The 17,018-nt window shown below is 67.2% G+C and carries 17 protein-coding genes; 8 read left to right on the forward strand and 9 right to left on the reverse strand.

What is annotated here, in order from left to right; genetic code table 11:
- Positions 1–525 precede the first annotated feature (525 nt).
- From FHS02_RS26245 to FHS02_RS26275, 7 genes are all read right to left on the reverse strand, one after another.
- Complete coding sequence (locus FHS02_RS26245; protein WP_137314073.1) at positions 526–813, reverse strand: hypothetical protein; 288 nt, start codon at positions 811–813, stop codon at positions 526–528.
- A 227-nt stretch (positions 814–1,040) separates the two neighbouring features.
- A complete protein-coding gene (locus tag FHS02_RS26250) occupies positions 1,041–1,550 on the reverse strand; it encodes a hemerythrin domain-containing protein (protein WP_137314072.1) in 510 nt (169 codons plus the stop codon).
- Positions 1,551–1,712: 162 nt separating this feature from the next.
- Positions 1,713–3,164 (reverse strand): ABC transporter ATP-binding protein, encoded by a 1,452-nt coding sequence (locus tag FHS02_RS26255; RefSeq protein ID WP_137314071.1) that lies wholly within the window; start codon positions 3,162–3,164, stop codon positions 1,713–1,715.
- Positions 3,161–4,042, reverse strand: coding sequence for an ABC transporter permease (locus FHS02_RS26260; RefSeq protein WP_137314070.1), 882 nt, complete (start codon positions 4,040–4,042; stop codon positions 3,161–3,163). Before FHS02_RS26260 ends, FHS02_RS26255 begins: the two co-directional genes overlap by 4 nt.
- Entirely contained in the window at positions 4,039–5,022 is a 984-nt protein-coding gene (locus FHS02_RS26265; RefSeq protein ID WP_371861469.1) for an ABC transporter permease, read from the reverse strand. Before FHS02_RS26265 ends, FHS02_RS26260 begins: the two co-directional genes overlap by 4 nt.
- Positions 5,013–6,611: an ABC transporter substrate-binding protein gene (locus FHS02_RS26270; RefSeq protein WP_137314069.1), complete on the reverse strand. Its 1,599-nt coding sequence runs from the start codon at positions 6,609–6,611 to the stop codon at positions 5,013–5,015. Before FHS02_RS26270 ends, FHS02_RS26265 begins: the two co-directional genes overlap by 10 nt.
- A gap of 168 nt (positions 6,612–6,779) precedes the next feature.
- Positions 6,780–8,102, reverse strand: coding sequence for an MFS transporter (locus FHS02_RS26275; protein WP_137314068.1), 1,323 nt, complete (start codon positions 8,100–8,102; stop codon positions 6,780–6,782).
- A gap of 273 nt (positions 8,103–8,375) precedes the next feature.
- Here FHS02_RS26275 and FHS02_RS26280 point away from each other — a divergent pair, with 273 nt between their 5' ends.
- Positions 8,376–8,726, forward strand: a complete 351-nt coding sequence (locus tag FHS02_RS26280; protein ID WP_137314067.1) for a DUF6152 family protein — start codon at positions 8,376–8,378, stop codon at positions 8,724–8,726.
- Entirely contained in the window at positions 8,726–9,232 is a 507-nt protein-coding gene (locus FHS02_RS26285) for a DUF6644 family protein (protein WP_137314066.1), read from the forward strand. Before FHS02_RS26280 ends, FHS02_RS26285 begins: the two co-directional genes overlap by 1 nt.
- Here FHS02_RS26285 and FHS02_RS26290 read toward each other — a convergent pair.
- On the reverse strand, positions 9,223–9,468 hold the full coding sequence (locus FHS02_RS26290; protein WP_137314065.1) for a hypothetical protein: 246 nt from the start codon (positions 9,466–9,468) through the stop codon (positions 9,223–9,225). The two genes, FHS02_RS26285 and FHS02_RS26290, sit on opposite strands and share 10 nt — an antisense overlap.
- A gap of 101 nt (positions 9,469–9,569) precedes the next feature.
- On the opposite strand from FHS02_RS26290, the gene FHS02_RS26295 reads away from it, so the two are divergent.
- The gene (locus tag FHS02_RS26295) at positions 9,570–10,310 is read left to right on the forward strand and encodes a metallophosphoesterase family protein (RefSeq protein ID WP_137314064.1); all 741 of its coding nucleotides are present in this window, start codon (positions 9,570–9,572) and stop codon (positions 10,308–10,310) included.
- A 17-nt stretch (positions 10,311–10,327) separates the two neighbouring features.
- Complete coding sequence (locus FHS02_RS26300; RefSeq protein WP_137314063.1) at positions 10,328–10,912, forward strand: hypothetical protein; 585 nt, start codon at positions 10,328–10,330, stop codon at positions 10,910–10,912.
- A gap of 57 nt (positions 10,913–10,969) precedes the next feature.
- Here the strand turns inward: FHS02_RS26300 and FHS02_RS26305 are convergent, their stop codons facing one another.
- A complete protein-coding gene (locus FHS02_RS26305) occupies positions 10,970–11,848 on the reverse strand; it encodes a LysR substrate-binding domain-containing protein (RefSeq protein WP_137314062.1) in 879 nt (292 codons plus the stop codon).
- Positions 11,849–11,973: 125 nt separating this feature from the next.
- On the opposite strand from FHS02_RS26305, the gene scpC reads away from it, so the two are divergent.
- From scpC to FHS02_RS26325, 4 genes are all read left to right on the forward strand, one after another.
- On the forward strand, positions 11,974–13,479 hold the full coding sequence (gene scpC / locus FHS02_RS26310; protein ID WP_137314061.1) for a succinyl-CoA:acetate CoA-transferase ScpC: 1,506 nt from the start codon (positions 11,974–11,976) through the stop codon (positions 13,477–13,479).
- Positions 13,480–13,620: 141 nt separating this feature from the next.
- Entirely contained in the window at positions 13,621–15,087 is a 1,467-nt protein-coding gene (locus FHS02_RS26315; protein WP_137314060.1) for a catalase, read from the forward strand.
- A gap of 180 nt (positions 15,088–15,267) precedes the next feature.
- On the forward strand, positions 15,268–16,392 hold the full coding sequence (locus tag FHS02_RS26320; RefSeq protein WP_137314059.1) for a M14 family metallopeptidase: 1,125 nt from the start codon (positions 15,268–15,270) through the stop codon (positions 16,390–16,392).
- Positions 16,392–16,856, forward strand: a complete 465-nt coding sequence (locus FHS02_RS26325; RefSeq protein ID WP_137314058.1) for a CYTH domain-containing protein — start codon at positions 16,392–16,394, stop codon at positions 16,854–16,856. Before FHS02_RS26320 ends, FHS02_RS26325 begins: the two co-directional genes overlap by 1 nt.
- The last annotated feature ends 162 nt before the right edge of the window (positions 16,857–17,018 follow it).

Genomic DNA, 17,018 nt, shown 5'->3' on the forward strand with positions numbered 1-17,018 from the left:
CATGCGGGGTCTGAGTACGGAAGACATGGGAGTCCTTTGAAATTGCAAGATTGCGGACTTATGACTTTCAAATGCATAATAAGAAATATATTCAAGCTGCGGGACGGTATGACCGTACTCGCCTGTGAGGGTGATGTGGCTGGTTTTTCCACGCCCGCGGGGCTTAGCGGCAAAGTTGTACAGTACGGCGAGCTGCGCCGGTCGATTCGTCTCAGTGGCGAGCGAAGAACGCTGAATCAATCCCGTCTTAAACTCGTTCCGGCTTTTGAAACCTTTGAGGATGTTCGGCTTACGGTCGAGGAAGCGGAGAGCGGCACCTGGATGCCCGCGATGCGCGCGGCAGGATCGATGCGATTGACTCGGGGAGCGTGGGGTACGACGTGGCGGTGGGCAAGCTGATCGGCGTGCCGGATGCGCATGGGGACATGATCTTCTGATTCCTGGCACTTGCCCGCCTTTGGTGCCGGCGAGGCTGGTATCGAAGCAGTGGCGCTGGTTTCGACACCAGCGCCGGTGTGGCTGGCGTTACTTCGCTGCCGCGTCCGAACCAGCCGCCAGTCCCTTGGCCAGCACATCGGCCACGGTTGCATTCAAATCCTGCCCCGTTTCCGTGGCCAGCGCCTGCAACTGCTTGACCAGCTCGCTGTTCAGTTTCACGGCGAACGGCACCAGGCCGAGCGCCTGGTCGCGCTTGCGCTGTTCGCGCTTGTCGACGATGGGGGTGGCGGCAGTGCCGAAACCCGCGGCGCCCGGCGCGGTCATCTTGCCCATCAGTTTTTTGGCGTCGCTCTTTGCGAGTGCTGTCTTTTTCACGTTGCTATCCTCTTAAAACACGCATTGTACGCGCCGCGGCGCTCGGGCAGGGCGCGCCGGTACATTCGTATAGATCGTCTTGGCAATCGCGGCCAGCACGTCGACCAGCGTGCTGGAAGAGTCCTGGTTGTCATCGACGAGGAGAACGCGGGGAGTAGAGTGAGCCATGGCGTCCCGCTGGCGCGGCCGCGATGCGTGGTCGCCCGGCGAACCGGGCGGCCGGACGATCAGTTCAGCAGCGGCAGGCCGATTTCTTCCTTGCGGGCCTGGATGGCTTGGCCCAGCTCGATCATGTCGAGTCCGGACTTTTTCGCTTTCGGGAACATTTCCTTCTCTTCTTCTTCGACGTGGTGCTCGATCTGTTCGGAGAGCACTTTTACCTTCGCGTCGTACAGGTCGTCGCCCGGCTCCATCGCCAGCAGCTGGGCAATCAGGTCCTTGGCGCAGGCATGTTCGACCGTGGCCTCGTCGACCATGTCTTCATCGCCGACCGCCTTGCGCACGGCCGAGTAGAAAATTTCTTCTTCGGCTTCGGCATGCTTCGTCAGCTCCAGGCAGATTTCGCGCACGAGCTTTTTCTTCGACGCGACGGCGCGATCGCTCAGACCCTCGAATCGCTCGAACATGTCCTTGACCTTCTCGTGATCGGCCTTCAGCAGCGCGATCGCATCGATGGCACCGGTGGCCAGTGGCGTGGCGTTCTTGATGGCTTGCGTGGATTTGTTGGTGACAGGCATGTTGTTCTCCTTATTGGATGCCGTGAACATCACGGCGTCATCGTTAAGAAGATGATAGGCGACGGACTGGCTGGCGCAGGTAGGTAATATCGCTCATCCGCTGTAGGAGCGTAGCCTTGCACGGTACGGGTCTGGTCGCACACCGGCTTCCCGGCGGCGATATCAGGACTGCAGGTCGATCCGCCGATCCGCCACGGCCTGCACGATCTCCGCGTCATGCGTCACCAGCAGCACCGCGCACGCGTTCTCCCGCGCATGGTCGGCCAGCAGCGACACCACTTCCTGCTGCATCACCGGGTCCAGCCGCGACGTGGGCTCGTCGGCGAAGATCAGCGCGGGCTTCATCAGCAGCACGCGGGCCAGTGCGATGCGCTGCAGCTCGCCGCCCGATACTTGGCCGGGCAGGCGGTCCAGCAGCGCCGGCGCCAGCCGCATGCGCGCCAGCAGGCCGTCCAGCACGTTCCAGTCGAGCCGGTGCAGCCTGACGAGGTCCATCAGCGAGCGGCGCAGGCTCGCGCGCGGGGCGAAAGCCGCGGCAGGGTCCTGGTAGATTTTCTGGAACGCGGCCGGGGCCAGGCCCGTGGCGCGCGTCACCCGGCCGGCGTCCGGCTTCAGGAGTCCGAGCACGATGTTGCCGAACGTCGTTTTGCCCGAGCCGCTCGGGCCGGTGACGGCAACGATCTCGCCCACTTCGATGTGGGCGCCGATGCCGTCGAACAGGCGCTGGCTGCCGAACGACTTGCCGACACCGTCGATGGTGGCGACGATGCGCCTTTGCGGCGCGCCGGCGGCAGCCGGCCGTGCGGACCAGTTGGCCGGATCGGCGGCTACCAGCCGCCGTGTGTAGTCGTGTTTCGGCGCCGCCAGCACGTCCGCCGTGTCGCCCCGTTCGATCATCTCGCCGTCGAGCATCACGCCCAGTTCGCCGCCGATGGCCCGCGCCAGCCAGATGTCGTGCGTGATGCACAGCAGGCTGATGCCCCGCGCCCGTGCCGCGCGCAGCAGGCCGGCGACTTCGCCGCGCCGGTCGGCATCCAGGCCCTTGGTCGGTTCGTCGACGATCATCAGCGGCGCGCCGGCGGCATGCGTGGCGAGGAACGCGACCCGCTGCGCCATGCCGCCGGAAATCATGAACGGATATTTGTCGGCGGCGTCGCCCAGTCCCAGGCTGGCCAGCGCGCGGTCCGCGAGCGTGCGGGCGTTGACCTTCGCGGAACGCCAGTCGTCTTCCTCGTGCCCCCGGGCGGGATGGCTGACCAGTTCATAGGTCTCCGCAACCTGGCGGCGCACCTTCATCGTCGGATCGAGCGCCAGCCACGGCTCCTGCGGCAGCAGGGCCACGCGCCGGCCCCAGCCCGCATGGCGGCTGCGCTGGTCGGCGGCGCCGGTGCGTTCGCCGCCGATAGCGATGGTTCCCGCGCAGCGCAGGCCGGCCGGCAGGTTGCCCATGATGGCCTGCGCCAGCAGCGATTTGCCGGAACCGCTTTCGCCCAGCAGCGTCAGCACGCCGCCGGCGGGAATCGCGAACGAAACGTCGCGCACCAGCGCCTGGGCGCCATGGGAAACGGACAGGCCGTCGACCACCAGCGCCGGTACCCGGTCCTGCGCGTTCATGCCGCCTCCGTCGTGCGCGTGCCATGCGCGGGGGAAAGGAGCAGCAGGCCGAGCAGCGTGACGAACAGCACCAGCACCGGCGCGCCGACCAGCCATGGCGCTTCGCCGTAGTAGGGCAGCAGTTCGATCATCATGACGCCCAGTTCCGGCGTCGGCGGCTGCAGCCCCACGCCCACGAAGCCCAGCGCGGACATCGCCAGCACCGCGCCGGCAAAGCCGAAGCGCATCAGCGTGAACAGCCGTGGCAGCAGTTCGGGCAGCAGGTGGCGGCGCACGATGTAGGCCGGCCCGAAACCCAGCAGGCGCGATGCCTCCACCTGCGGGCTGGCCAGCAGGATGCGGCTGGCGGCGCGCACCACGCGGAAGTATTCGACCCACAGCGCCAGCGAAATGCCGACATACAGCGGCCAGAAACCGCCCGGCGAAAAGGCGGCCAGCAGCAGTACCAGCAGCAGGCCCGGCAAGGCCAGTACGGCGTCGGCCAGTGCGGCCAGCGCGCGCTCGAACCAGCCGCCGCACCAGGCGGCCAGCAGGCCGATCGCCGTGCCGGGAATGGCGGCCGACAGCACGCTGACGAAGGCCAGCGACAGCGACAGCTGCGTGCCGTGCGCCAGCCGCGCCAGCATGCTGCGGCCCAGCTGGTCGAAGCCGAGCGGGTGCGCCAGGCTGGGCGCTTCGAGGAAGCGGTCGAGCTGCTGGCGGGCCGGGTCGATGCCGATCAGCCATGGGCCGGCCAGAGCGAACAGCGCAACGAGGCCCAGCAGCACGATGCCGGCAAGCTGGCCGGCCGTCGGCCACCGGGGCGCTCCAGGTGGATTCAGCAGGTCATCCGGCCGGGCATCCTGCAAGAATGGGGAAGAAGTGGGCATCGTGGTCATGGCCGGCGGCGCGGGTCGATATACGCGCAGGCCATGTCGACCAGCGCATTGAACAGCACGAACATCAGGCCGAGCACCAGGGCGGTGCCCTGGATCATCGGCACGTCGCGGCTGAAGATGGCATGCACCAGCGCGTGGCCGATGCCGGGCCAGGCGAAGATGGTCTCCACCAGCACCACGCCTTCCACCAGGTACACCAGCTGCACGCCCAGGTAGGCCGTGACGGGGGCGGCCACGTTGCGCAGGCCGTGGCGCAGCAGTGCCTGGTGCGGTGTCAGGCCCTTGGTCAGCGCGAAGGCGAAATAGGCCGAGCCGGTCACCTGCACCATCGCATCGCGCGCCACGCGGCAGGATACGGCCGCCATGCCCAGCGCCAGCGTCAGCGCCGGCAGCATGATGCTGCCGTGGTCGTCGTGGCCGGCGGCCGGCAGCACGCCCAGCTGCACCGAGAACACCAGCACCAGGATCAATCCCAGCAGGAACGAGGGCAGCGCGCGCAGCACCACGGAAACCGCCAGCGTGGCGCGGTCCACGAGGCCGCCCGGCTTCAGGCCGGCCAGCACGCCCAGCGTGGGGCCGACCAGCAGCGAGAAGGCCATGGCCAGCAGCGACAGTCGCACGGTCGGGCCCAGCTGGCGGGCAATCTCGACCAGCACGGGCTGCGCGGTCACCTGCGAGATGCCGAGGTCGAGATGCAGCAGCCGGTTCCACCATTCGGCCAGCGCGGCGGGCCACGGGCGGTCCAGGCCCAGTTCGGCGCGCACCGCGTCGGCTGCCGCCGTCGTCACCATGTCGTAGCCATAGCGGCCGGCGGCGATGCGGTAGGCCATGTCGCCAGGTAGCATGCGCGTCATGAAGAAGCACAGGGTGCCGACCAGCAGCGCCACCATGGCGGCCTGCAGCAGGCGGCGTCCCAGCGCGGGGGCAAGCCGGCGCCATGCCGGGCCGCCCGATGTAAAGCGCGTATCGATCATGCCCATGTCAGTCGCGATATCCGGTAGCTGCGTTCGTAGGGATCGATGTCGGCGCCGGCAATGCGGCGGCTGGCGGCGCACACCTGGCGGTACCACACCACCGGGATCACCGGCAGTTCGGCCTGCAGCACGGCCGCCACGCGGGCGCGGTCGGCGCGGCGCCCGGCCGGGTCGCCCTGCGTGGATGCCAGGCGGCCCAGCGCGCCGGCCACGTCGGCGCTGTGCCAGCCCATCGCACCCCAGTCGCCGCCGTCCGGGCCGAAGTCCTGCAGCAGCGTGGCCACCGGGTCGGGCACGTTGCCGAAGTTGCGCGCCACGAGGCCCATCTGCAGCGTGCCGCTGCGGTGGCCGGCGGGAATGTCGCTGGAATTGCCGATCACCACGCGCACCGCGATGCCGACCTGGCGCATCTCTTCCTGCAGCGCGGCGGCGATCACGGGCAGCTCGGGGCGGTCGACAAACGTGGTCAGCGACAGCTCGAGGCGCTGGCCGTTGCGGCGGCGGATGCCGTCGGCGGCGGCATGCCAGCCGGCTTCGGCAAGCAGGCGCCGCGCGGCGTCCGGATCGGTGCGCAGCGGCGGCAATGCGCTGTCGTGCCACGCGGTCATCGAGCGGGGGAACAGCTGGGTGGCGGCCAGGCCGGGATCGCGCAGCAGCGCCCTGGCGATGCCATCGCGCTCCACGCACAGCGCGATGGCGCGCCGTACCCGCACGTCGGCCAGGAACGGATGGCCGGCATTGAGCTTGACGAAGGTGGTGCGCGGCAGCATGGCCGACATCAGCACCGCCTTCGGGCTGCGCTGCAGCGCGCGGATGCTGGGCGGGTCGAGCGAGAACGCCAGGTCGGCCTGGCCGCTTCTCACCAGCAGCGTGCGGGTTTCCGAGCGCGCCACGCTGATGTAGCGGGCTTTCCTCACGCGCAGGCCGGCATGGCCGTCTGCGTCTCCGGCCGCCCGCTCCACGTCGAACTGCTGCGGCAGCGACATCGACGCGATCCGGAACGGCCCGCTGCCGACGATGGCCACCACATTGCCGCGCGCATCGAACGAGGCCGGCGCCAGGATCTGCGTCGAATAGTGCGTCAGCAGGTAGGGCAGCGGGGCGAACGGCCGGTGCAGCAGGATGACGATGTCGTTCGCGTCGAGCGCCATAGAGCGGATGCCGGCCAGTTGCAGCACGCCGGGGCGGGCATGGGCGCGGCGCAGGCAGGCCAGCACGCTGGCCGGCGTGAGTGCCGAACCGTCGTGATAGCGCCGGCCGCCGCGCAGCGTGAAGCGCCACTGCAGGCCGTCGACGGATGCGCCCCAGGCCGTTGCCAGGCCGGCCAGCAGCCGGCCGCGGTCGTCGACGTCGAGCAGTGTTTCCACCACTTCCATGCGGGCGAACATGTAGCCGGCGCGGGACGGATCGAGGCCGGTCATTTCCCACGGACCGACCACGGTCAGCACGTCCTTGCCGGCGGCGGCGATGCCTTGCGGGTGGGCGCCGTCGTGCGCGCCGGCGGCGTGCCACGGCAGCGCGGAGATCGCCGCGGCCGCGGGTACGGCGAGCACGGCGCGGCGCGTGCGCGACGCCACGTCAGCCGGCTGTCGCATGCCTGGGGACTTCACTTTTCTGGGCGGGTCGTGCGGGGAACGGCGTCATGTCGGGCAGGTCGGGAGCGCGGAGGGGAAGGCAATCCATGAGTTTGCGGCATATCCCCGCGCCTGGCAAGGCGGCGCGCCGCCCGGCCGCGGTAAAGCCGGGTAAAGCCGCATGCAGCCTCAGGCCTCCGGCTGCTCCTTGACGAATAGCGCCACCACGGCACCCAGGGCACACAGCGCCATCACGTAGTATGCCGGCGCCAGTGGCTCGTGCTTCAGCATCAGCGTCACCATGATGGGCGTCAGCCCGCCGAACACGGCATACGACAGGTTGTAGGAAAACGAAATGCCGGAGAAGCGCACCGCCGCGGGGAAGGCGCGCACCATCACGCCGGGCACCACGCCCACCACGCCGACGGCAAGGCCCAGCGCGGCGTACAGCGGCAGCAGCAGGTCGGGGCGGACCGGCAGCGTGGTGTAGAAGACCCACGTGCAGATGCCCAGCAGCAGGGCGCCGCACAGCAGCACGGGCCGCGCGCCGAAGCGGTCGGCCAGCGCGCCCGCCGCGACGCAGCCGAACGCCAGGCACAGCGTGGCCAGCGTGTTCGCTTCCAGCGCGGTGCGGGCGTCGAAGTCGTAGACCTTCTGCAGCAGCGCCGGCGTCATCAGGATCACGACGACGATCGCGGCGGACAGCATCCACGTCAGCAGCATCGACAGCACGACGCTGCGCCGGTGCCCGCGCAGCACGGCCTTCAGCGGCAGTTCGGCGGCCAGCGCCTTGCGCTGCTGCAGTTCGGTGAACACCGGCGTTTCATGCAGCCAGCGCCGCAGGTACATCGCGCCCAGGCCGAAGATGCCGCCCAGCAGGAAGGGGATGCGCCAGCCGTACGACGCCACCTGTTCCGGCGTGAAGAAGCCGTGGATGGCGGTCGCCATCAGCGATCCGAGCAGGATGCCGAACGTGAGGCCGGCGGTCAGCGTGCCGCACGCATAGCCGATGCGCCGCGCCGGCACGTGCTCGGACACGAACACCCAGGCGCCGGGCACTTCGCCGCCCACCGCCGCGCCCTGCAGCACGCGAAACAGCAGCAGCAGCAGCGGGGCGGCCAGGCCCACGCTGGCGTAGGTGGGCAGCAGGCCGATCATCAGGGTCGGCACCGCCATCATGACGATCGACAGGTTGAACATCTTCTTGCGGCCCAGCAGGTCGCCGAAGTGGGCCATCACCATGCCGCCCAGCGGGCGCACCACGTAGCCGGCGGCGAAGATGCCGAAGGTCTGGAACAGGCGCAGCCAGTCCGGCATCGATGGCGGGAAGAACAGCGCGCCGATGGTGGTGGCGAAGAACACGAAGATGATGAAATCGTAGAACTCCAGCGCGCCGCCGAGGGCTGCCAGCGCCAGCGTCTTGTAGTCCTGGCGGGAGAGTGGACGGGAGCGCGGGCGGGGCCCGCCGCCGGAGAGGGAAGCGGAGCCGCGTTCCGTGTGGTTGCCGTGCATTGCGTGTTGTTCCTTACAGTTCCTGGATACGGAAGGTACGCGATTGCGTTCGCGCTGGATGCACCGGCCTCGCAATCCCGGAGCAGTCCGGTGTCGTCGCCACGATCTTTCAACCGTCGATGGGCAAGCGCAGCTTAGCCGCAGGCTGCCGTTCAGGCAACAAAATTATGGTAATGAAACAACTGGCACGGCCGCGCACGGCTGGGCATGGCGCTTGCACTTTCGACACGTTCCGCTAAAGTGCCGGGGTACCTACACCGCAGGAGTGACTTCATGAAGCGATCCCTCGCCGTAGCATTCGTACTGTCCCTTGGCGCCGCCGCCACCGCTTTCGCCCACCACGGCTGGAGCGAATACGACGCCGACAAGCCCCTGACCCTGACCGGCACGATCGCCGAAAGCGGCTATTCGCAGCCGCATGGCCATGTCGAGCTGAAAACCGCCGACAAGACGTGGCACGTGGTGCTGGCGCCGCCATCGCGGATGGAAAGCCGCGGCCTGGCGAGGGATGCGCTGGCCGCCGGCGGGCAGGCCACCGTGTATGGCTATCCGCACCGCAGCAAGGGCACCGAATTGCGTGCCGAGCGCATCACCGTCAAGGATAAAACGGTCGAGCTGCGCTGATGGCGGATGGCTGGGTGACGCGGCAGCTGGCGCCATCGGCCGAATGGCTGGCCGCGACGCCCGTGGCGGTGGCGATGCGCGACGGCGTGTGGCTGTATCCGGTCGTCGAGACGGTGCACATCGTCGGCTTTGCCGTTCTGGTGGGCGCGGTGGCCATGTTCGACCTGCGCCTGCTCGGCTGCGCGCGCCGCCTGCCGGTCGATGCGCTGGCCGCGCACCTGCTGCGCTGGGCGGTGGCCAGCCTGCTGCTGATCGTGCCGGCCGGGCTGCTGCTGTTCGCCAGCGCGCCGGGCGACTTCCTGTCCAACCGCACGTTCGGCGTGAAGCTGGCGCTGATCGCGCTGGCCGGCGCGAATGCGCTGGTGTTCCACCTGGGCGTCTACCGCGGCGTGGCCGGCTGGAACGTGGCGGCGCCCGCGCCGCTGCCCGCGCGGGGGCATGCGCTGCTGTCGCTGCTGCTGTGGATCGGCGTGATCGCCTGCGGCAGGCTGCTGGCCTATACCTGAGCGTTGCCCTGGCCTGAGCCGGCCAGCTTCTTGTCCAGGTATTCGCGGGCGATACGGGCAGCGCCCGCCTCGGCATCGGCGCGGGTGGCGAAGCGCTGCTCGGCGGTGAAGCGGTCTTTCCAGGTATCGACGTGGCCCTTGATGATGATCGTGCAGTGCCATTGGTGATCGTGGACCGCTGCCGTGTCTTCATATTCTTCCGTGCGGATCGTGTAACCCCGGTATTCGAATTCCATTGCCTGTTCCCCAGCCTTTGCCTGTAAAGTGGCCAATGTAGCATCGCGCGCGGCAGCGCGACGCCCGCTTATACTGGCGGATCGAACAGGGGAGGCTCCACATGAAGATCGCGGCAATCTCGGACATCCACGGCAACCTCGGCGCGCTCGAAGCGGTGCTGGCCGATATCGAACGGCGCGGCGCGACCGTGACGGTGAACCTGGGCGACATCGTGTCCGGCCCGCTGCAGCCCCGCGAAACGGCCGAGCGCCTGATGGCGCTGGACATGCCGACCATCGCCGGCAACCATGAACGCCAGGTCCTGATGCACGTGCCGGAAAGGATGGGCGCATCGGACCGCTACGCGCACGAGCACATCACCGAAGTACAGCGCGCGTGGATCCACTCGCTGCCGGCCACGCTGCGGCTGACGGACGATGTGCTGCTGGTGCACGGCACGCCGTCGTCCGACGCGGTGTACTGGACCGAGACCGTCACCGAGGCCGGCCAGCGCACCGCCACGCACGACGAAGTGCTGGCGCGGGCCGGCGATGCGCGTGCCTCGCTGATCCTGTGCGGCCACACGCACGTGCCGCGCAGCGTGCTGCTCGACGACGGGCGCCTGGTCGTCAACCCCGGCAGCGTGGGCCTGCAGGCCTACGACAATGACCATCCGTTTCCCCACAAATCGGAAAACCTGACGCCGCATGCGCGCTACGCGATCGTCGAGCGCACCGCGGCCGGCTGGCTGGTCGAGCACATCGCCGTGCCGTACGACTACGAGTTCGCCGCGCTGCTGGCCGAAGGCAACGGGCGTCCCGGCTGGGCGCATGCGCTGCGCACGGGGCGCATGCCGGCGTGAGGCTCGCAGGAATACCCATGACCGCGCTCTCCAGGCTCCCGGTACTGGCATCCTCGTTGCTTGCCATGATGATGGCCGTGCCTGGCGGCCATGCTTGCGCCGTACCGGCGGGCATGCAGCGCGTGAACGCTATCGAAGCGGAAAAAATCGGTCGCCTGCTGTCGCTGGCGAAAGAGCCGGAGCGGATTGTTCCCGGCAGCATCGAAAGACTGTTCGAGGCCAGGCTGGTCCAGCATCCATGCGAGGCGTCCAGCTGGACGTGCAATTGGGTGCAGGACTCCTCCGATGTCGCTTCGGGCATCACCAATGTCATCTTGCCGAATCCCGAGCGCGGCAAATACCGCACCGGCGGGTGGCTCATGCTCGAGATCGAAAAAACCAGCTGCATTCCGCTGCAGGAGATTGCCGGCCGGTTGCAGGCGACGCCCTCGGTGCCATCGGCCCCTCCCACATTCCTGTCATTCTCGCCGGAGGACGGCGCGGAGCCCGAACTGATGAGGGTATTCAGCGATATCCCGGACATGGACAAACAGGTCGAGGTAATCGCATGGATGGCCAGGGGATGCCTGGTGCGCCTGGAGCTGAAGGCACTGATCAGGTGACGGCGCGATCGGGGAAGGCCGTTTGCCGCGCCGTATGAAACCCGCGGCAGTGCGCCCCTAGCCCAGCACCTCCGCCGATACCTCCAGCCACGCCCGTGCGGCGTGCGACAGGTACCGGCCGCTCCACACGTGGGCGACCTGCCACGGCACTTCCGGTTCGACGATGCGTACCGCCTGCAGCGATGTGTCGCTCAGGCGGTGAATGAACGGTTCCGGCAGCAGCGCCACGCCGATGCCGGCCGAGGCCATTTCCACCAGCCAGTCCCACTGGCCGCTCTGCGCCGCCACCGCCGGTTCGAAGCCGGCTTGCGCGAACGTGCGGCGCAAGGCACGGGTCAGCGCGAAGTCGTCGGTCAGCAGTACCAGCGGCAGGTCCTTCAGGGCGGACAGCTTCAGCGTGCGCCGCTGGCGCTGGAATGTGCCGGCGGCCGCCAGTGCCCACATCGGGTAGCTGGCCACCGGCAGCGTTTGCACCGCCAGGCCGGGATCGGGCGGCAGCACCGTCATGCCGATTTCCAGTTCGCCGGCGGCCACCAGCCGCTCGACGTTCTGGCCGGTTTCCTCGCGCAGCACCAGCGCGATGTCCGGATGGCGTTCGCGAAACGCCTTCAGCACGGGCGTGAACAGCACGTTGATCATCGGCGGTATGCCGATCGAGAGCGTGCCGCGGCGCACGGCCTGCACGTCGCGCACTTCAGCGGCCAGCGTGCGCATCGTCGCCAGCATCTCCTCGCCGCGCTGGAAGACCACGCGGCCCGTGTCCGTCAGGCCCAGGCGGCGGCCGTCGCGGATGAACAGCGGCGTGCCCAGCTCTTCCTCGAGCTGGTGCACCATCTTGCTGATCGTCGACTGGGTCACGTGCAGCAGCTCGGCCGCCTGGGTAAAGCTGGACAGGCGGGCGGTTTCGACAAAGTAGCGCAGCGAGCGGATATCCATCTAGCGACGGGCGATCTGGTGAATGGCCATGAATTTTACGAATGGAATTGGTGAATATAAGTCATATTATCCATGAATGTCGATCCTATACTTCGCTGATCGAATAAAGATTAGTGGAGGACACCATGGATGACCGAACGGTGCGGGAACGTATCCGCCGCCCTGAATTGCTGGCCCGTATCCAGCCCGCCGAACAGGCCGCGCGCCTGTTCGCGCCCGGCATGACGGTAGGGATGAGCGGTTTCACGAAAGCCGGCGATGCGAAGGCGCTGCCGCGCGCGCTCGTCGAACGGGCCCGCGAGCAGCCGCTGGACCTCACGCTGATCACCGGTGCCTCGCTGGGCAACGACAGCGACGGCATGATGGCCAATGCCGGCGTGGTCCGTCGCCGCCTGCCGTTCCAGGCCGATGCATCGCTGCGCCGCAAGATCAATACCGGAGAAGTACTGTTCATCGACCAGCACCTGTCGGAGACCGCCGAACAGCTGCGCGGCGGGGCGCTGCCGCGCATCGACATCGCCGTCATCGAAGCCTGCGCGATCCGCGAGGACGGTGCGATCGTGCCGACCATGGCGGTCGGCAACAGCGCCAGCTTCGTGCAGGGGGCGCGGCAGGTGATCGTGGAGCTGAACCTGGCGGCGCCGGCATCGCTGGAAGGCTTGCACGACATCTATGTGCCGCGCCCGCGTCCGGCACGCGAGCCGATTCCGCTGACCCATCCCGGCCAGCGGATCGGCACCACGGCGATCGCGATCGATCCGGAACGCATCGCCGCGATCGTCGTCACCGACAGCCCGGACAGCCCGTCGTCCGTGCTGCCGCCGGATGCGCAGACCGATGCCATCGCCGGCCACGTGATCGCGTTCCTGGAAGGCGAGGTCGCGGCTGGCCGCATGGGCCCCGGACTGCTGCCGCTGCAGGCCGGCATCGGCACGATCGCCAACGCGGTGCTGCACGGTCTCACGCAGTCGTCGTTCCGCGACCTGACGATGTATTCCGAGGTACTGCAGGACAGTGCCATCGCGCTGCTCGAATCGGGGCAGCTGGCACTGGCGTCGGCGTCGTCGATCACGCTGTCGGCACCGATGCACGAACGCTTCCTCGCCAACCTGGACCGCTACCGCGACCGCATCGTGCTGCGCCCGCAGGAAATCAGCAACCATCCGGAAATCGTGCGGCGGCTCGGCATCATCGGCCTGAATACGGCGCTGGAATTCGATATCTACGGCAACGTGAATTCTACCCACGTGGGCGGCACGAACATGATGAACGGCATCGGCGGTTCCGGCGACTTCGCCCGCAACGGCGAGCTGGCGATCTTCGTCAGCAAGTCGGAAGCCAAGGATGGCGCGATTTCCAGCGTGGTGCCGATGGTGGCGCACGTGGACCACACGGAGCACGACGTGGACGTGCTGGTCACCGAATGGGGCCTGGCGGACCTGCGCGGGCTGGCGCCGCGCGAGCGCGCGCCGCTGGTCATCGAGCGCTGCGCCCACCCGGATTACCGCGCGCCGCTGCGCGATTACTACGAACGTGCCCTGCTGCGGGGCGGGCAGACTCCGCACGTGCTGGAAGAAGCGCTGTCGTGGCATGAGCGTTATCGGACGAGCAAGCACATGCGTGCTGTGTAAAAACAACAGGGGGACATGAGAACGGGAGGGAGGCAGCTCTGCCATTGGTAATGGCTATCGCAATGATTTAAATTATTGCCTTTCGGAAATTCACATTTGAACGTAGACTTTTCCCACGTTCACACCACTGAGGAGCCAGACATGAGCCAGCCGCCTATCACCACCGCCTCCGGCATTCCCGTCGCCGACAACCAGAATTCGGCCAGTGCCGGCCCCCGTGGACCGTTGCTGCTGCAGGACTTCCATCTGATCGAGAAGCTGCAGCACTTCAACCGTGAGCGCATTCCAGAGCGCGTGGTGCACGCCAAGGGCTCGGGTGCCTACGGCAAGTTCACCGTTACGCACGATCTCTCGCAATACACGAAAGCCAAGCTGTTCTCGGCGATCGGCAAGGAAACCGAAACCTTCCTGCGCTTCTCGACCGTGGGCGGCGAGAAGGGCAGCGCCGACACCGAGCGCGATCCGCGCGGCTTCGCGGTGCGCTTCTATACCGAGGAAGGCAACTGGGACCTGGTGGGCAACAACACGCCCGTGTTCTTCCTGAAGGACGGCATCAAGTTCCCGGACTTCATCCACACGCAGAAGCGCGATCCGCAAACCAACCTGAAGTCGGCCACGATGATGTTCGACTTCTGGAGCAAGGCGCCGGAAAGCCTGCACCAGGTGACCACGCTGTTCTCCAGCCGCGGCACGCCGGACGGCTACCGCCACATGCACGGCTTCGGCAGCCACACGTACAGCCTGATCAACGATGCCGGCGAGCGTGTCTACGTGAAGTGGCACTTCCTGACGCAGCAGGGCATCAAGAACCTGAGCGCCGCCGATGCCACGCGCATTGCCGGCGAAGACCCGGACTACGCGCAGCGCGACCTGTTCAACGCGATTGCCCGCGGCGATTTCCCGCGCTGGACCGTGTCGGTCCAGGTGGCCACGGAGGCCGAGCTGGCGGCATGGGAGCAGCGTACCGGCTGGAACCCGTTCGACCTGACGAAAGTGTGGCCGCATGGCGACTTCCCGCTGCGCCAGGTGGGCGTGCTGGAGCTGAACCGCAATCCGCTCAACTACCACGCCGAGGTGGAGCAGGCTGCGCTGTCGCCATCGAACGTGGTGCCGGGCATGGGCTACTCGCCGGACAAGATGCTGCAGGCGCGCCTGTTCGCCTACCACGACGCCCAGCTGTACCGGGTCGGCACCAACCACCAGTACCTGCCGGTGAATGCGCCACGCTGCCCGGTGCACAACCAGCAGCGCGACGGTGCGATGGCCTTCGCCAACGGCGGCGCCGAGCAGAACTACCACACGGTGCAGGCGGGCGGTTCCGGTGTGCGGGGCCTGGGCAACGGCGAACCGGCGCTGGCGCTGGACGGCGCGGCCGGGCTGTACGACCCACGCGGCACGGACGACGACTTCACGCAGGCGGGCAACCTGTTCCGCGTGCTGGACGCAGCCGAGCAGCAGAACCTGTTCGACAACCTGGCCGGGCCGCTGTCGCAGGTGTCCGATGAGATCATCGCCCGCCAGCTGGGGCATTTCGACAAGGCCGATGCGGCGTATGGCGCGGGCGTGCGCGCGGCGCTGAAGAAGAAGAAGGGTCGCAACGTCGACTGAGGCCAAGCCGCTGAGACCGTGTCTCCGTGCTTGAGCCCGTGCAGCCGGACCATGGTCCGGCAACACGGGCTCGGCAGGTAAGGTCGGCAGGTGAAACGGGGCGGGCCGCGAGGTCCGCCTTTTTGCGTTAACGCCCCAAACCAAGGACAATAACGCCATCCAAACCCGACGGATCCCCCAATGACCATCAAAATCAGTCAGAACTTCGACTCCGGCGCTATCGACGTCGTGAGCGCGGAGAACCCCGCCAACATCGAGCTGAAGCTGCGCAGCGATTCGCATGCCGACATCCACCAGTGGTTCCACTTCCGTGTGCAGGGCGCGCGCGGCACGGGTCTCAACCTGCGGTTCCTGAATGCCGGCCAGGCGACCTATGCCCAGGGCTTCCAGGATTATCACGCGGTGGCCAGCTACGACGGCGAGAACTGGTTCCGCGTGCCGACCTCGTTCGACGGCGAAGTGATGACGATCCGGCACACGCCGGACCTGGACAGCGTGTACTACGCCTACTTCGAGCCGTACTCGTGGGAACGGCACCTGCGTCTGCTGGGCGAGGTGGCGGAAAACCCCGTCGCGCGCGTGCTCGACCTGGGAACCTCGGTCGAGGGCCGCGACATGAACCTGGTGGTGATCGGGGATGCCGAGGCCGAAAAGAAAATCTGGTTCATCGCCCGCCAGCATCCCGGCGAATCGATGGCCGAGTGGTTCATCGAAGGCCTGATCGATGCGCTGCTGGACGATGCCAATCCGATTGCCCGCAAGCTGCTGCAGCGCTGCGTGTTCTACATCGTGCCGAACATGAACCCTGACGGCTCGGTGCGCGGCAACCTGCGCACCAACGCGGCCGGTGCGAACCTGAACCGCGAATGGATGACGCCGACGCCCGAGCGCTCGCCGGAAGTGCTGTGCGTGAAGCAGAAGCTGCACGAGACGGGTGTCGACATGTTCTTCGACATCCATGGCGACGAAGCGCTGCCGTACAACTTCGTGGCCGGCAACGAGATGCTGGAGACATTCACGCCGCAGCAGGCCGCTGCGCAAAAGGCGTTCATCGAACGCTACAAGAACGCCAGCCCGGACTTCCAGGACGCCGTGGGATACCCGATCAGCAAGTACAAGGCGGACGTGCTGACCTTGGCCTCGAAGTATGTCGGCCATCATTTCGGCTGCCTGTCGCTGACGCTGGAAATGCCGTTCAAGGACAACGCCGACCTGCCGGTGCCGCAGGTCGGCTGGAACGGCGCACGCAGCGCCGCGCTGGGTGCGGCGATCCTGCAACCGGTACTGCTGTCACTGGACGACTGATGGGCATCGAGATCGAACGCAAATTCCTGGTCCGGGGCGACGGCTGGCTGAAGGAGGGCGAGCCGGTGCTATTGCGCCAGGGTTACCTGTCGTCTCACCCCGAGCGCGTGGTGCGCGTGCGCATCGAGGGCGACCGCGCCGTCATGACGATCAAGAGCAAGGCGGTCGGCGTCTCGCGCGGCGAGTGGGAATACCCGCTGCCGGTACCGGACGCGGCCGAGTTCCTGGAGCGGCTGTGCGAGCAGCCGATCATCGAGAAATACCGGCGCCGCATTCCCCATTCGGGCTTCGTATGGGAAGTGGACGAGTTCCTGGGCGTGAACGCCGGCCTGGTGGTGGCGGAAATCGAACTGCCGGCCGAGGATACCGTGTTCGACAAGCCGGAGTGGGTGGGCGACGAGGTCACGCACGACAAGCGCTACCTGAACTCGAACCTGATCGCGCATCCCTATTCGGCCTGGTAAGGCCGGCAACAAAAAACCGGTGACAGGCTCCTATTCTTTGGAAATGTTTCAAAAAAACTGGTGTCTGTCACCGGTTTTACCGGTTGTTATTGTCGAGACAGGTAGGAACCTTCCGACCGCATGACGGTGCGAGCGCCGATGCTGCGCGCGTGGCGAAGCCGC

It is taken from the genome of Pseudoduganella umbonata (assembly GCF_014192225.1).
GTDB classification, from domain to species: Bacteria; Pseudomonadota; Gammaproteobacteria; order Burkholderiales; family Burkholderiaceae_D; genus Rugamonas; species Rugamonas umbonata.

Excerpts from the sequence above, each read along its gene's own strand:
- FHS02_RS26250 (WP_137314072.1), bottom strand. The coding sequence starts at position 1,550 with ATGCCTGTCACCAACAAATCCACGCAAGCCATCAAGAACGCCACGCCA.
- FHS02_RS26255 (WP_137314071.1), bottom strand. The coding sequence starts at position 3,164 with ATGAACGCGCAGGACCGGGTACCGGCGCTGGTGGTCGACGGCCTGTCC.
- FHS02_RS26260 (WP_137314070.1), bottom strand. The coding sequence starts at position 4,042 with ATGACCACGATGCCCACTTCTTCCCCATTCTTGCAGGATGCCCGGCCG.
- FHS02_RS26265 (WP_371861469.1), bottom strand. The coding sequence starts at position 5,022 with ATGGGCATGATCGATACGCGCTTTACATCGGGCGGCCCGGCATGGCGC.
- FHS02_RS26270 (WP_137314069.1), bottom strand. The coding sequence starts at position 6,611 with ATGCGACAGCCGGCTGACGTGGCGTCGCGCACGCGCCGCGCCGTGCTC.
- FHS02_RS26275 (WP_137314068.1), bottom strand. The coding sequence starts at position 8,102 with ATGCACGGCAACCACACGGAACGCGGCTCCGCTTCCCTCTCCGGCGGC.
- FHS02_RS26280 (WP_137314067.1), top strand. The coding sequence starts at position 8,376 with ATGAAGCGATCCCTCGCCGTAGCATTCGTACTGTCCCTTGGCGCCGCC.
- FHS02_RS26285 (WP_137314066.1), top strand. The coding sequence starts at position 8,726 with ATGGCGGATGGCTGGGTGACGCGGCAGCTGGCGCCATCGGCCGAATGG.
- FHS02_RS26290 (WP_137314065.1), bottom strand. The coding sequence starts at position 9,468 with ATGGAATTCGAATACCGGGGTTACACGATCCGCACGGAAGAATATGAA.
- FHS02_RS26295 (WP_137314064.1), top strand. The coding sequence starts at position 9,570 with ATGAAGATCGCGGCAATCTCGGACATCCACGGCAACCTCGGCGCGCTC.
- FHS02_RS26300 (WP_137314063.1), top strand. The coding sequence starts at position 10,328 with ATGACCGCGCTCTCCAGGCTCCCGGTACTGGCATCCTCGTTGCTTGCC.
- FHS02_RS26305 (WP_137314062.1), bottom strand. The coding sequence starts at position 11,848 with ATGGATATCCGCTCGCTGCGCTACTTTGTCGAAACCGCCCGCCTGTCC.
- scpC (WP_137314061.1), top strand. The coding sequence starts at position 11,974 with ATGGATGACCGAACGGTGCGGGAACGTATCCGCCGCCCTGAATTGCTG.
- FHS02_RS26315 (WP_137314060.1), top strand. The coding sequence starts at position 13,621 with ATGAGCCAGCCGCCTATCACCACCGCCTCCGGCATTCCCGTCGCCGAC.
- FHS02_RS26320 (WP_137314059.1), top strand. The coding sequence starts at position 15,268 with ATGACCATCAAAATCAGTCAGAACTTCGACTCCGGCGCTATCGACGTC.
- FHS02_RS26325 (WP_137314058.1), top strand. The coding sequence starts at position 16,392 with ATGGGCATCGAGATCGAACGCAAATTCCTGGTCCGGGGCGACGGCTGG.